This window comes from Aeromonas sp. (genome assembly GCF_051657805.1).
GTDB lineage: Bacteria > Pseudomonadota > Gammaproteobacteria > Enterobacterales > Aeromonadaceae > Aeromonas.
On record NZ_JBOFLJ010000061.1, the window covers coordinates 102,707 to 117,595 of the forward strand.

Below are 14,889 nucleotides of genomic sequence, written 5' to 3' on the forward strand. Positions count from 1 at the left end.
CTCCTTACCACCAGCGTCTGTGTTTGAGCCAAACTGCCAGCATGACGGCCAGCACCAGCAAGGCTCCGCTGAAGACCCAGAAGGCCACCGGGCTCTCCGCCCCCGGCATGCCACCCAGGTTGATGCCGAACAGGCCGGTCAGGAAGGTGGCCGGTAGGAACAGCAGCGCCATCACCGACATCTGGTAGGCCCGGCGATTGGTCGCCTCCGCCATCAGGTTATTGATCTCGTCCGCCAGCACGGCAGTGCGGGCCACCCCGGCATCCAGGTCGTCCAGCCAGCGCCGCAGACGATCGGCGATGTCCAGCAGGCGGCGCCTGTCGTCCTCATCCAGCCAGCTGATCTTCTCGTTGGCGAGGCGGGCCACCAGATCCCGCTGGGGGGAGAGATAACGGCGGATCATGATGAGCTGCTTGCGGATCCGGGCCAGACGGCCGTTGGGGGGCAGATCCCGCAGCAGCACCTGCTCTTCCAGCTCCAGGATCTGATCGTGCAGCTCCTCCACGAACTCCCCGGCTCGGTCGGTCAGGGCATCGCAGATCTCCACCAGCCAGTCGGCCGGCGAGTCGGCACCACCTCCCAGCTTCAACTGCTCGAACACGTCCCGCTCCGACAGCAGGGGGCGGCGGCGACTGCTGAGAATGAGGTCCGGCGTGATGTAGATGCGCAGGGCGACCATCTCCTCTGGCCTGTGATCCTTGTTGTGATTGATGCCCCGCAGGATCAGCAGCACAGTCTCCCCCATGCGCACCAGCTTGGGGCGATTGCTCTGACCGAGCAAGGACTCGCGGACCACCTCGTTGATGAGCGGGGTCTGCAACAGCCAGCGGGCCGCTTCCGGATTGCCATAATCCAGGTGCAACCAGCTGGGCTCTGCGCCGGGTATCTCGCTCCCCGCCGGCAAGGGCTGCATGCCCCCCTTGCCATCCAGGGTCAGACCATAAATCACATCACTGGGCACCCGATCCATCCACTCATCCTTCTCGCATCATTTCATCGGGCCAGCTTACACTAAAGCCCGGCCCGGCTCAGCCCTGGGCACTCCTCTGCGGTCAAGCGTGCTAAGATATGCCCCCGCGTTAACACTGGAAACCATGCCATGCCCATCTGGGTCGATGCCGATGCCTGCCCTCTCCCGGTCAAGGAGATCCTCTACCGTGCCGCCCACCGCACCCAGGTCGTCACCACGCTGGTGGCCAACCAGAGTCTGCGCGTGCCGCCCTCCCCCTTCATCAAGACACAGCAGGTGGAGAAGGGCTTCGATGTGGCGGATCATGTGATAGCGCAGCAGGTCAGACCCGGCGATCTCGTCATCACTGGCGACATCCCGCTGGCGTCCTGGGTTATCGATGCCGGTGGCGAGGCACTCAATCCTCGCGGCGAGATCTATACCCGCGAGACCATACAGGCCAGGCTCGGCATGCGTAACTTCATGGAGGAACTGCGCTCGGCCGGCGTCCAGACTGGCGGCCCAGCTCCCTTCAACGGCGCCGACAAACAGCGTTTCGCCAACGCCCTGGACAGGTGGCTGCTCAAGGGCAAACTGGCCTGACCCTCCGCAACTCCTGCCTCCCCTCATGGGCCTTGCCCTCAGGCCCATGACGTCGTTCAGCTATCCCTCGTCAGATTTCGGCCAGCCTGCTGGTCACCGAATCCAAATAGCTCCCGCTATGGTGCAAGCCGACTCACTCAATACCCAATCGACTCGTACTTGATCCTCTGGCAAGTCTCCTCGTCAATATAACCAGTTATCTATAGTTTGTTACAAAACCATACTTTTAATTATATCAATAACCATTGAAATACCCCTTCCCCTGACCTAGACATATTAGCAACCCACAAGTAATAAATTTATCCATAGCAAGTTAGAGACATTCAGACCTGAGTATCCACACCCATGCAAATAACGAGGTTTCATCTCATAGAAAGCATCAGAGTTAAGATTTAAAGCCAGATAAATCAGTAGATTGACGAAACATGTCGCTCAACAAAAACAGAGGTAAATATCTCTGCGGGATTCGCTGTCCCTTCATCAGGGTGGATCCCCTCTTACCTTAGGCACAGAGATTAAAGGGGAATATCCATGAACAAGCCAATGACAGTATTTCTCTCGCTGTTTCTTACCTTCTTCTTATTCAGCTGTGGAGGTGGTGGAGGTGGAGGGGGGGACACCAAACCCACGAACCCTTCCGCCAAGACGCTAACCAAGATCGATATCTCTGCCGATACGGCAGGCAATCAGGCACGTGCAGAGGCCAACCCCAGCACCCCCCTCGGTCTCAGCACCCAGTATCTGGCCATCGCCACCTACAGCGACAACAGCACCGCCAATATCACGGATGTCGCCAGCTGGAGCAGCGCCGATACCAGCATCGCCATCATAGATGAAAAGGGGCTGGCCAAGACCCTCAAGATCAGCAGCACAGGCATCACAGCCAGCTATCAGGGGGTGACCAGCAACACCTCCACCCTGACCATCACTGATGCCATCGCCACCAAGATCTCCATCATTCCTCCGACCACGTCGCTGGTCAAAGGACTGTCGCTGCAACTGCAGGCCATCGCCACCCTCTCCGATGACACCACCCAGGATGTGTCGACCCAGGCCCACTGGCAGAGCAGCAACCCAGCCGTGCTGAGCGTCGACAGCAAGGGCAAGATCACCGCAAACGACCCCGGTGATGCCACAGTCACGGCGACCGTACAGGGGGTCACCGGCCAAACCACCGTCTCGGCCGTCAACCTGGCCATCACTCAGATCCAGATCATCCCGGCATCCGTACAGCTGGCCAAAGGCACCACCACCCAGCTGACCGCCATTGCGACCTTCACCGACCAGAGCACTCAGGATATCTCCACCCAAGCGGCCTGGCTCAGCGGCAACAACGCCATCGCCACCGTCGACAACACGGGCCTGGTGACCGGCGTAGCAGCAGGCACAGTGACACTCTCGGCTACGCTGCTGGGTGTCACTGCCACCACCAACCTCCAGGTCAACAACGCCAGCCCTACCGCCCTGCAAGTCATTCCTGCCGTCTCGACCATTGCCCTCGGCACCAAGAGTCAGTTGCAGGCTATCGCTACCTTCAGCGACGGATCCACTCAGGATGTATCGGCTCAGGCGCTGTGGAGCAGCGACAACCCCGTCATCGCCAGCGTAGACAGTCAGGGACAGGTCTCGGGTAACGGCATAGGCCAGGCCAGCATCACCGCTACCCTGGGCTCCGTCAGCCGCAGTGTCAGTCTGACCATCACCAATGCCATCGCCACCGCACTGCAAGTCACGCCGCCTAATGCCTCTCTGCCCGTAGGGGGCAAGCTGCAATTCCAGGCGGTCGCCACCTTCAGCGACAACTCCACGCAGGATGTGACCAGTCAGGTCAATTGGAACAGTACGGATATCAGCGTTGCAACCATAGACCTTGGCGGCGAGGCAACCGCAGTCAATACAGGGGGGTCAAACATCTCGGCCCTCTTCCATGGGGTGTCCAGCAATACGGTATTGCTGGTGGTCACCAATGCCACCGTCAGCAGCGTCCAGGTCGTCCTCAACGGCGGCAACGGCACCCTGGCCAAGGGCAGTTCGGTTCAGTTCAAGGCCCAGGCCGTGTTGAGCGATGGCAGTACCCTGGATGTCTCCAATCAGGCGGCCTGGGTCAGCAGCGATCCGACCAAGGTCACCATAGACACCCAGGGTCTGGCGACCGGGGTGGCGGTAGGTACCAGTACCATCACTGCCAGCGTCAACGGTGTGACCAGCGCCGGTACTGTGCTGACGGTGACCAACGCCAGCGTCAGCCAGATCCAGATCACTCCGCCCACCCTGACCCTGGCCAAGGGGACCAAGGGCAAGCTGACGGCGATCGCCACCTACAGCGATAACACGACCCAGGACATCTCCAATCTGGTGGACTGGAACAGCTCGGATATCGGAGTAGCCACCGTCAACCTGTCCGGTGAAGTCACCGCTGTCACCATTGGCAGTGCAACCCTGACCGGTAGCGTGGGCAGTGTCACCAGCAACCCTGTCAGCCTGAGCGTCACCAATCCCAGCGTGAACCAGATCGACTTGTCTGCGACGGCATCGACCCTGGCGGCCGGTACCAAGACCCAGCTGACTGCCGTTGCCAACTACTCCGATGGCAGCAGCCAGAACATCACGGGCCTGGTTTCCTGGAGCAGCAGCGACAGCAACGTTGCCACCGTCGACACCAGTGGTGAGGTCACTGCGGTGGCTCCCGGAACGGCCACCATCACCGGTAGCTTCGGCGGGCAGACCAGCACCCTGACCATCACGGTCACGGCGGCGACCGTGAGCGCCATCCAGATCAGCACGCCTCTGGCCTCCCTGGCACTGGGCACCAATGGTCAGCTGAAAGCACTGGCAACCTACTCCGACAATACGGTGGTGGATGTCACCAGCCAGGCCAGTTGGAGCAGCAGTTCGCCCACCCTGGTGAGCGTGGATGCCAACGGCCAGATCAAGGCGCTGGCCGTGGGCTCTGCCATCATCAGCGGCAGCCTGGGTGGCACAACCTCCACCATCAGCATCGCGGCAACGGCAGCGACTGTGACCGGGCTCAGCATAGACCCCATCCCCAATCTGGCGAGCGGTAACCAGGTTCAGTTGAAGGCGACCGCTACCTTCAGCGACCTGACCACCCAGAATGTCAGCGCCCTTGCCCACTGGCAGAGTGATAACACTGGCGTGGTGACCGTCTCCGGCACCGGGGTCGCACACGGGGTGGCGGCGGGCAATGCCAACATCAGCGCCAGCTTCCTGACCGGGGCTGACAGCAAGCCGATTACCGTCACGGCGGCAACCCTCAGCAGTCTGGCGGCCAGCTGCACCACACAGGTTCAGTTAGGGCTGCTCGGACTCCCGGTCGCCAACATAGTGACCCGCAAGGCCGTTGCAACCTTCTCTGACGCCAGCACGCTGGATGTCAGCAATACCGTCACCTGGAGCAAGAATGGCGTCGTCATCGGGGTTACCCTCAACAACGTCGAGATACTGCTGTTGACTCAGCAGGTGACTTACCAGGCCACCCTCAATGGCGTGACCAGCAACGCCATCACCTGCCCTTGATAGAAGGCACCGTCTTCATCACCACCCCGATGAGGACAGTGCAGCAAGCAGAGAGGCCGCCAACATTGGCGGCCTCTTCATTTCTCTGCTCCCTCATCAACGGCGGGGCTAGCACTACAAAAAACAAACCCCTGCCTGGGCAGGGGTTTGCCAGCACGATCAAGGCGACGATCAGATCATCACGCCGGCGATCACCGCGGAGAGCAGGCTCACCAAGGTGGAGCCGTATACCAGCTTCAGGCCGAAGCGGGAAACCATGTTGCCCTTCTCTTCGTTCAGCGCCTTCACCGCACCGGCGATGATGCCGATGGAGCTGAAGTTGGCGAACGACACCATGAAGATGGAGAGGATGCCGACGGTGCGCGGAGAGAGCTCGGCGGCGATCTTGCCCAGATCCATCATGGCCACGAATTCGTTGGTGACCAGCTTGGTCGCCATGATGGAACCGGCCTGCAGGGCCTCGCCACTCGGAATGCCCAGGATCCAGGCGATGGGGTAGAAGATGTAGCCCATGACGTGCTGGAAGTTGACACCAAAGGCCATCTCAAACAGGTAGTTCACCAGGGCGATCAGGGCGATGAAGCCGACCAGCATGGCCGCGACGATCACCGCCACGGAGAAACCGGCCATGATGTATTCCCCCAGCATCTCGAAGAAGTTCTCCTTCTTCGGGCTGTGGTGTTCGTCACCTTCCGCCAGGGTCTTGGCATCGGTCACGGTATTGTCGGGCTCGTAGGGGTTGATCAGGGACAAGACCACGAAGGTGCTGAACATGTTGAGCACCAGTGCTGCGACCACGTAACGCGGCTCGATGAGCTGCATGTAGGCACCGACGATGGACATGGAGACGGTGGACATGGCGGTCGCCGCCAGGGTGTACATCTGCTTCTCGTTGAGGTGCGGCAAGATGTTCTTGAGGGCGATGAAGTTCTCGGACTGACCGACGATCATGGAGCTGATGGCGTTGAAGGATTCCAGCTTGCCCATGCCGTTGATCTTGGCCAGCACTGTGCCGATGCCACGGATCACCAGGGGCAGCAGGCGGATATACTGCAAGATACCGATCAGCACTGAGATGAAGACGATGGGCATCAGCACCATCAGGAAGAAGGAGAAGGCCCCCTCGTTCATCAGGCCACCGAACACGAAGTCGGTCCCCTGCTTGGCGAATTCCATCAGCTTGGTGAAGCCGGCGGCGAAGCCACCCACCACCGCCAGACCCACTTCGGAGTTCAGCATGAACCAGGCCAGCGCCAGTTCCACCACCAACAGCTGGCCGATGAAGCGCAGCTTGATCTGTTTCCAGTTGCGGCGGTTTGCCAGCAACGACAGCGCGAGGACCATCACCAGTCCGAGCACAAAGTGAACGTATTCCATACCAGTAGCACCTGAGTGAGTTGTAATTTTTGACCGGCGCCATCATAGAGAATTGCATATTTAAAAATCAGATGGCCATCACAATCTGCGGTAAAAATATGCACACAAAATAATACAAACGTTTTTAAATTAATTAATCAAAAAGGAACGGGATGCCTACTAAAGGGAAATATTAAATACACCAACAAAAACAATGCATTATAATTTTCATCATTAATTTCTGCTTATATTAACCTGTTTATCTGCGTGCAAGAGTTGTTCAGCATGAGCCTTTATTCATGGGGTTATCGTGGCCCTTATTTAATCGCCACCACTGAAAAACGTTTATCTTTCTTGCGCATAATTAGTCGTGGCCATAACCCCGACCCTTGCCCGTCGTCGAGCGACGCCTCCCTCACTCATCCGAAGCCGGCTCGTCGCCATGGCGTTCAAAAATCCGCCACAATCCATCACAGCGAGCACGACTTCTGGTACAATGCGCGCCCTTAAGCGCACCGCGCTCCCGGTTTTCTTTGAATAGAGTCTTTTTGTGAACAACAGCGAATTTAGCAGTCTCAACCTCTCCCCCGCCCTGCTGGAGAACCTCGCCAGCCTGGGTTATCTGCAGATGACCCCGATCCAGGCCCAGAGCCTGCCCCTGGTACTCGAAGGCAAGGACCTAATCGCCAAGGCAAAAACCGGCAGCGGCAAGACTGCCGCCTTCGGCCTCGGCCTGCTTTCGCGCCTCAACGTCAACCGCGTCGACGTGCAGGCGCTGGTGCTCTGCCCGACCCGCGAGTTGGCGGATCAGGTAGCCACCGAGATCCGTCGCCTGGCGCGCACCCTGCCCAACGTCAAGCTGGTAACCCTGTGCGGCGGCACCCCGACCGCGCCCCAGTCCGCCACCTTGAGTTTTGGTGCCCACATCGCCGTCGGCACCCCGGGTCGCATCCTCAAGCACCTGGAACAGGGCACCCTCGAGCTCTCCAGCCTGGAAACACTGGTGCTGGACGAGGCGGATCGCATGCTGGACATGGGCTTTGGTGAAGACATCAACAGAGTCATCAGCCATGCCCCCGCCCGTCGCCAGACCCTGCTGTTCTCCGCTACCTACCCGGAGGGGATAGCCCAGATGAGCCGCGGCGTGCAGCGCAACCCGGTGGAGGTGAGCGTGGAGTCCCTGCACGAGGGCAGCGCCATCGAGCAGAAGCTGTATGAAGTGCCCGCTGGTCAGCGCCTCGACGCTCTCACCTGGTTGCTGAGCCACTATCAGCCGAGCTCCTGCGTGGTGTTCTGCAACACCAAGCGCGCCTGCAACGACGTGGCCGATCACCTGGCTGCCAAGGGCTTCTCGGCGCTGGCGCTGAACGGCGATCTGGAGCAACGGGAGCGGGATCAGGTGCTGGTGCGCTTCGCCAACGGCAGCGCCACCATACTGGTCGCCACCGACGTGGCCGCCCGTGGCCTCGACATCAAGGAGCTGGGCGCCGTCATCAACTATGAACTGACCTATGACCCGGAAGTGCACGTGCATCGCATCGGTCGTACCGGCCGCGCCGGCCAGCAGGGTCTGGCCCTGAACCTCTATCAGCCGAACGAGGCCCAGCGCGTCAACTTCATCGAGGAGTACCAGCAGGCCCCCATCCCCCAAGGGGATCTGAGCGAGATCGGTCGCGAGATCAAGCCGACCATGCCGCAGATGGTGACCCTCTCCATCGATGCGGGTCGCAAGAGCAAGGTCCGCGCCGGCGACATCCTGGGCGCCCTGACCGGGGAAGGCGGCATTGCCGGCAGCGAGGTCGGCAAGATCCAGATCTCCGAGCAATACTCCTACGTGGCGGTCAAGCGCCAGGTGGCGAGCGCCGCCCTCAAGCGACTGCAGGAAGGCAAGATCAAGGGCCGCAGCTATCGTGCCCGCAAGCTGGGTTAATGCTCCCGCCATTAGCCAGACGCAGGCGCCGATGTGGCGCCTGTTTTATTTATCCATGCCATGACAGCAAGACGATGATATGACCCAACAGACCCGACCCGAAGTGAGTTGCCAGAACTGTGAGGCCTGCTGCTGCCGCCTCGAGGTAATGCTGTTCACCGATACCGGTGTACCGGATCGCTATGTGGAGGAGCGGGAGGGAGAGGTGCCCGTGATGCATAGGCTGGAGGATGGCTGGTGCGCGGCCCTGGATCGCAACACCATGATGTGTCGCATCTACGAGGTACGCCCCCTCATCTGCCGGGAGTTCGAGATGGGGGAACCCGATTGTATCGACGAACGGGACAAGTGGTTCATCACCCTGAACTGACCACCACTCGGGTGGGCATGCCCGGCCCCTACACAGAAGATGCCTGCTCTTCAGAAAGAGGACTACCGTCCAGTGCAGCCAGCTGCCCCCTGACCCAGTCGATGGCTTCCTCTTCGCTCTCGCAGAAATGTACCCCTTGAAATGGCAGGCCGGCGAAGACCCTGCTCGCCAGATACTGTTTGAAGCCCCCTTCCATCACCACCGCCAGAAAGGCGCAGCCGTTGGCGATGCACCAGTCAAACTGGCTGCGGAATCGGGCAAGCACCTCGGGCCCGGCGGCCTCAAACTCGGTCGCTATCTCGACGATGCCCCAAGGGGCCTGACTCAGGCCGGCGATCCGCCGACTGAATTCGGCCTCGTAGGCCATGGCCCCCGCCAGGTTGAACGCGCCAATCGGACGACAGAGCAGCACCCGTTCCCGCTGCTGCAACTCGAATTGACCGTGCGGTTGCAAATACACAACAACTTCCTCCTGGAGTTTCCGGTGCACCATTCACCCTTTCACTATGCCACAGACAAGCAATAACGTAATCAATCAACACTGTAATGATTACGACAATTATGATGTTAATCATATGATTAGAATTAACTTTGGCAGACATATTCGGCGGCAAAACGTCAATCCCTGACCGGCCAGCCGTGTTTTATTGCAGTTAACAAAACGTTGCTGCTATCATCCGCGCCAGCAAACCTTCCACCAGCTGCAACCTTTACCCCGACCGCAAGGATCAGAGATGAAAAACCACGACGCGAGTCATTACCAGCGGATCTGGCGCTGGCACTTCTATGCGGGGCTCTTCGTCGCGCCCTTCCTGATCCTGCTCTCCCTCACCGGCATGGTGTATCTGTTCAAGCCCCAGCTCGACAATCTCATGTATCCGGAGCTGATGAAGGTCGAGCCGTCGGCTCAGGCTCTGAGTGCAGACCAGCTGCTGGCCAAGGCGGTGATCGCCATGCCGGACGCCAGCCTGCGCAAATACTTTCCCCCGCTAGCCCCGGATGCGAGTGCCCAGATAGTGGTCGATCGCCAGGGCAGTGAGCTGACCCTCTTCATGGATCCCGCCAGCGGCGCCCTGCTCGGCACCATGGACAACAAGTGGAATCTGCAGGCGGTGGCGCGGGCCCTGCACGCCGAGCTGATGATAGGCACCACGGGAGACAGGCTGATCGAGCTGGCCGCCGGTTGGGGCATAGTGCTGCTCATCAGCGGCCTCTACCTGTGGTGGCCGCGCAAGGGGCCTGGCGTCGGCGGCATCCTCTGGCCCAGGGCGGGTCAGAAGGGACGACTCTGGTGGCGGGACCTGCACGCGGTGGTCGGCTTCTGGGGAGCCGGCTTCCTGCTGTTGCTGCTCTTGAGCGGCATGACCTGGACAGGCTTCTGGGGGGATCAGTTCGCCAACCTCTGGAATCGCTTCCCGGCCGCCATGTGGAACGAGGTGCCAAAATCGGCGCCGCTGGCCCGCAGCCTCAACCATGCCCATGAGCAGACGGTACCCTGGGCCATGGAGAGCACCCCCATGCCGAGCTCCCAACCCGCCACCGAGGGTCACGATCACAGCGCCATGGGTCACGGTGGCCACGAGGGCATGGTGATGGCCAGCCACCGCATCCCGCTGCAGCAGGTTGTCGACATCGCCAGCGAGCGCAAGGTCACCCCGGGTTACAGCATCACGCCGCCCTCGGGGGAAACCGGTGTCTACACCATAGCGATCTTTGCCGACGATCCGCGCAACGACGCCACCCTGCACATCGATCAATACAGCGGCAAGGTACTGGCGGATGTTCGCTGGCAGGACTACGGCCCGGTCGCCAAGGTGGTGGAGACAGGCGTCATGCTGCACATGGGCAAGATGTACGGCTGGCTCCACCAGCTCGTCATGTTCCTCATCTGCCTCATGGTGCTGTTGAGCGCCCTGAGCGGGCTCTGGATCTGGTGGAGCCGCCGCCCACAGGGTCGCCTCGCGGCCCCGCCGCTGCCCGCCAAGCTGCCCCCCATGCGTGGCGCCATCGCCGTGCTGGTGCTGCTCGGCATCGCATTCCCTCTGGTGGGGGCCTCCATGGTGGTCATCTGGCTGCTGGATACCCTGATCTTCTCCCGCCGTCCGGCGGGGATGACCCAGGCTGGCTGATCCTTCGGGCAGCATACTCATCAGCCAAGCAAATAAAGAAAGGGCTCCCATCGGGAGCCCTTATCGTTTCATCCCATCCTATTCTTCGGCCTCAACTATTCTGCCTCAATCAGGCGGACGATCTTGCTGGCCTTCTCGAAGTGGTCGAGTTCATGGGTCTGGATCCACCAGGTGGCCGCCTCCATCAAGAGCACGGGATCCTCATTCTTGTTGGCAAAGAAGGCGTAGAAGGAGACGCCCACCCCCTCCCCCTTCTGGGCGATTTTCTTCTGGCAGACCCGGATCATCTTCTCTCTCAGCGATGCACGCATGGGTGGACACTCCTCACTCCTGGGTCTGCAGAAAACCGGCGCGCAACTCGTCGATGGGCAGGTAGCGACCGATGATCACCAGCCGGGACTGCGGCACCTCATCCCCCCAGGGGGAGCCGTAGTCGAAGCCCACCACCCTGTGTATCCCCTGCACGATGAGGCGACGAGGTTCGCCGGCGATGGCCAGCACCCCCTTGTAACGCAGCATGTCGTTGCCGTGCCGCTCCACGCAGGACGCCATAAAGGTGCCGATCTTTTTCAAATCCAGCTCGCCCCCCTCGAACAACTGGGCCGAGATGGCGTCGTGCCAGGAGAGGGGCCGGGCCGAGAGCGGCGAGAAGGCCTCGAAACCCTGACTACTGCCCCGCACTATGCGCAGGCCAGAGCTCAGACCGAGCTCGTCGCTCAGGGTGAAGGCGTCCAGATCCAGCCAGAGCGCGGCCGGGCACTCCCCCTGCACGATGTCGAGGATCTGCGCCCTGGGATTGATCCCGTGGATGCGGGCGATGGCAGCCTGCTTGGTCGCCTCGTCCACCCGGTCCGTCTTGGTGAGCAGGATGCGATCCGCGAAGCCGAGCTGGGCCGCCGCCACCGGGTGTTCGTCCAGCTGGCGACCGATGTGCTCGCAATCCGCCAGAGTCACCACGGCATCCAGGCGCAGCGCGTCCCGCAACCCTTCTTCCACGAAGAAGGTCTGGATGATGGGGGCGGGATCGGCGAGCCCTGTGGTCTCGACGATCAGCCGCTCAAAGCTAAGCTCCCCCGCCGCCCGCCGGACCAGCAGATCGGCCAGGGCCGCGCCGAACTCCCCGCGCACGCTGCAACAGACGCAGCCATTGCTGAGCTCCACCACGCTGACTCCGGATCCCCCCTCCAGCAGGGCGCCGTCGATATTGGCGGCGCCGAACTCGTTCTCGAGGATGGCCACCGAGGCGTCGGCGTGATGGCGCAGATAGTGGTTGAGCAGGGTGGTCTTGCCGGCGCCGAGAAAACCGGTCAGCAGGGTGACCGCTACAGCCTGGGTCATGGTGGGAGTCCTGTGGTGAGGGAATAAGTAGCAGTGCCCGCTATCGCTCGCTGGCACCTAGAAAACCTATCAGTAAAGGGTGACCGCTACAGCCTGGGTCATGGTGGAAATCCTGTGGTAAGGGAATAAGTAACAGTGCCCGCTATCGCTCACTGGCACAGAGAAAATCTATCAGTAAAGGGTGACCGCCACAGCCTGCATCAGGGTGAGAGTCCTGGGATGGGAAGTCGTAAAACCTTAGCAGCAGCGCCCGCCATTCTTGCCGCCGTAGCGGGCATCCTGGCGTTCGCGAAAGAACTCGTCGTGGCTCATGGGGGTCTGCTCCGGATGGGTCAGCCGCATGTGCTGCACATAGTTGTCGTAATCGGGCACCCCCACCATGAGTCTGGCGGTCTGCCCCAGGTATTTGCCCGCCTTGGCCAGGGTATCGAACATGCTTGCTCCTTGTTCGCGATAAGGGCCGGCACCCCGGGGTGCCGGCCTGTCGAGTTACTTGAGGCTGGGGGCCAGATCACCGTCGTCGTCAGACTCGGACTGGGCCGCCCCCTTGCCCGCCGGCATCGGCTGGTAGGGCGTCTCGTTGGCGGTCGGCTGCGGGTTCTTCAGGGCCTTCATGGCCGTCTTCAGGGAGAAGAAGGCGAGGATCACCACCACCGCCATGAAGAACAGGGTCAGCCCCGCATCCAGCCGGTTGTTGAACACCAACTGGGCCAGCTGGGATTCGGTGTACTGGGCCGGAATGGTGCCGCTGTCGATCATGGCCTGGAACTTGTTGGCGATGGCCAGGAAGCCGAGCTTGGGATTGTCGCTGAAGGTCTTCTCCCAACCCGCCGACAGGGTGCAGATGAGCAGCCAGCTGGTGGGCAGCAGCGCCACCCAGGCGTAGGCCTGGCGCTTCATCTTCACCAGCACCACGGCGCACAGCATCAGTGCCATCCCCGCCAACATCTGGTTGGCGATGCCAAACAGCGGCCACAGGGTGTTGATGCCACCGAGGGGATCCACCACCCCCTGATGCAGGAAGTAACCCCAGGCCAGCACGCACAGGGCGGTGGCCAGCAGGTTGGCCGGCAGGGAGTCGGTGCGTTTCAGGGACGGGGAGATGACCCCCATCAGATCCTGCAGCATGAAGCGCGCGGCCCGGGTACCCGCATCTACCGCGGTGAGGATGAACAGGGCCTCGAACAGGATGGCGAAGTGGTACCAGAAGGCGACATTCATCAGGCCGCCGAGGGCACCGTGCAGTATGTAGGCCATGCCCACCGCCAGGGTCGGGGCGCCGCCGGCACGGGAGATGATGCTCTGCTCGCCCACCTCGCTGGCGATGCGGGTCAGGGTATCCGGGGTGATCTGGAAGCCCCAGCCGCTCACCACGGCGGCGGCGGAGGCCACCACGTCTGCGGTGCCCGCCGGTGCCAGCACCGCCATAGGGCTGTTCATGGCGAAGTAGACGCCCGGATCGATGACGCAGGCGGAGACCAGGGCCATGATGGCGACGAAGGACTCCATCAGCATGCCGCCGTAACCGATGAAGCAGGCCTGGTTCTCGTTGGCCAGCATCTTGGGGGTGGTACCAGAGGAGATGAGCGCGTGGAAGCCGGAGACGGCGCCACAGGCGATGGTGATGAACAGGAAGGGGAAGAGATCCCCGGCCCAGACCGGACCAGTGCCGTCCACGAACTGGGTCAACGCCGGCATCTGCAGGGTCGGCTGGGTCACCAGTATGCCGATGGCGAGGCCGACTATGGTGCCGATCTTGAGGAAGGTGGAGAGGTAGTCCCGCGGTGCCAGCAGCAGCCAGACCGGCAAGACGGAGGCGACGAAGCCGTAACCCACCAGCATCCAGGTCAGTTGCACCCCATCGAAGTCGAAGTAGGGGGCCCAGGTCTCGCTCTCGGCCACCCAGCCGCCGGAGACGATGGCGAAGATGAGGCACACCAGGCCTATGATGGAGACCTCACCGATGCGACCCGGCCTCAGGTAACGGGTGTAGATCCCCATGAAGATGGCGAGCGGTATGGTGAAGGCCACCGTGTAGGTGCCCCAGGGGCTGTGGGCGAGCGCCTTGACCACTATCATCGCCAGCACCGCCAGGATGATCACCATGATCATGAAGGTGGCCACCAGGGCGATGACCCCGGCCGTCGGCCCCATCTCCGACTTGATCAGCTCGCCGAGGGAACGACCGTCCCGACGGGTGGAGACGAACAGCACCATGAAGTCCTGCACCGCCCCCGCCAGCACCACCCCGGCCAGCAGCCAGAGCATGCCGGGCAGATAGCCCATCTGGGCCGCCAGCACCGGGCCCACCAAGGGGCCGGCGCCGGCGATGGCGGCAAAGTGGTGCCCGAACAGCACCTTCTTGTCGGTCGGCACATAGTCCAGACCGTCGTTGTGACGCACCGCCGGGGTCATGCGGCTGCTGTCCACCGCCAGCACCCGCTTGGCGATGAAGAGGCCGTAGTAGCGATAGGCGATCAGATAGACGCACACCGCTGCCACCACTATCCAGAGCGCGTTGATCTGTTCACCCCGATTGAGGGCGATATAGCCGAGGGAGCAGGCACCGGCCAGCGCCAGCAACCCCCATCCCAGATGTTTCCCTAACTTGTCCATTCAGTGCTCCCTCCATGGATTTTTTACACAAGCAGCCAGATACGGTTACATCTCTATAGCA

Annotated in this window: 12 protein-coding genes; 5 read left to right on the forward strand and 7 right to left on the reverse strand. The window is 61.3% G+C overall.

Translation table 11 applies throughout. From position 1 onward, the window contains the following. Positions 1-4 precede the first annotated feature (4 nt). A complete protein-coding gene (gene zntB / locus ACRCYW_RS19225) occupies positions 5-970 on the reverse strand; it encodes a zinc transporter ZntB (RefSeq protein ID WP_438551603.1) in 966 nt (321 codons plus the stop codon). Positions 971-1,099: 129 nt separating this feature from the next. On the opposite strand from zntB, the gene ACRCYW_RS19230 reads away from it, so the two are divergent. Both ACRCYW_RS19230 and ACRCYW_RS19235 read left to right on the forward strand, forming a co-directional pair. Beyond that, positions 1,100-1,552: a YaiI/YqxD family protein gene (locus ACRCYW_RS19230; protein ID WP_438551604.1), complete on the forward strand. Its 453-nt coding sequence runs from the start codon at positions 1,100-1,102 to the stop codon at positions 1,550-1,552. Between the two features lie 543 nt (positions 1,553-2,095). Then, the gene (locus ACRCYW_RS19235; RefSeq protein WP_438551605.1) at positions 2,096-5,089 is read left to right on the forward strand and encodes a beta strand repeat-containing protein; all 2,994 of its coding nucleotides are present in this window, start codon (positions 2,096-2,098) and stop codon (positions 5,087-5,089) included. Between the two features lie 171 nt (positions 5,090-5,260). Here ACRCYW_RS19235 and ACRCYW_RS19240 read toward each other — a convergent pair whose 3' ends face one another. After that, positions 5,261-6,466: a NupC/NupG family nucleoside CNT transporter gene (locus ACRCYW_RS19240; RefSeq protein ID WP_438551606.1), complete on the reverse strand. Its 1,206-nt coding sequence runs from the start codon at positions 6,464-6,466 to the stop codon at positions 5,261-5,263. Between the two features lie 529 nt (positions 6,467-6,995). Here ACRCYW_RS19240 and dbpA point away from each other — a divergent pair. Beyond that, positions 6,996-8,375 carry an ATP-dependent RNA helicase DbpA gene (dbpA, locus tag ACRCYW_RS19245; protein ID WP_438551607.1) on the forward strand — a complete coding sequence of 460 codons (1,380 nt, stop codon included), beginning with the start codon at positions 6,996-6,998 and terminating at the stop codon, positions 8,373-8,375. Positions 8,376-8,454: 79 nt separating this feature from the next. Further along, on the forward strand, positions 8,455-8,745 hold the full coding sequence (locus ACRCYW_RS19250) for a YkgJ family cysteine cluster protein (RefSeq protein WP_438551608.1): 291 nt from the start codon (positions 8,455-8,457) through the stop codon (positions 8,743-8,745). 28 nt (positions 8,746-8,773) lie between these two features. Here the strand turns inward: ACRCYW_RS19250 and ACRCYW_RS19255 are convergent, their stop codons facing one another. Continuing rightward, positions 8,774-9,205, reverse strand: a complete 432-nt coding sequence (locus tag ACRCYW_RS19255; RefSeq protein WP_438551609.1) for a hypothetical protein — start codon at positions 9,203-9,205, stop codon at positions 8,774-8,776. A gap of 274 nt (positions 9,206-9,479) precedes the next feature. Between ACRCYW_RS19255 and ACRCYW_RS19260 the strand changes: the two genes are divergently transcribed. Then, positions 9,480-10,874, forward strand: coding sequence for a PepSY-associated TM helix domain-containing protein (locus tag ACRCYW_RS19260; protein WP_438551610.1), 1,395 nt, complete (start codon positions 9,480-9,482; stop codon positions 10,872-10,874). 95 nt (positions 10,875-10,969) lie between these two features. On the opposite strand, the gene ACRCYW_RS19265 is transcribed toward ACRCYW_RS19260, so the two are convergent. From ACRCYW_RS19265 to cstA, 4 genes are all read right to left on the reverse strand, one after another. Further along, a complete protein-coding gene (locus ACRCYW_RS19265) occupies positions 10,970-11,185 on the reverse strand; it encodes a DUF6500 family protein (RefSeq protein WP_438551611.1) in 216 nt (71 codons plus the stop codon). A 13-nt stretch (positions 11,186-11,198) separates the two neighbouring features. Beyond that, positions 11,199-12,212: a CobW family GTP-binding protein gene (locus tag ACRCYW_RS19270; RefSeq protein ID WP_438551612.1), complete on the reverse strand. Its 1,014-nt coding sequence runs from the start codon at positions 12,210-12,212 to the stop codon at positions 11,199-11,201. 237 nt (positions 12,213-12,449) lie between these two features. Then, a complete protein-coding gene (locus tag ACRCYW_RS19275) occupies positions 12,450-12,647 on the reverse strand; it encodes a YbdD/YjiX family protein (RefSeq protein ID WP_025325546.1) in 198 nt (65 codons plus the stop codon). Between the two features lie 54 nt (positions 12,648-12,701). Continuing rightward, positions 12,702-14,828: a pyruvate/proton symporter CstA gene (gene cstA, locus ACRCYW_RS19280; protein WP_438551613.1), complete on the reverse strand. Its 2,127-nt coding sequence runs from the start codon at positions 14,826-14,828 to the stop codon at positions 12,702-12,704. Positions 14,829-14,889 lie beyond the last annotated feature (61 nt).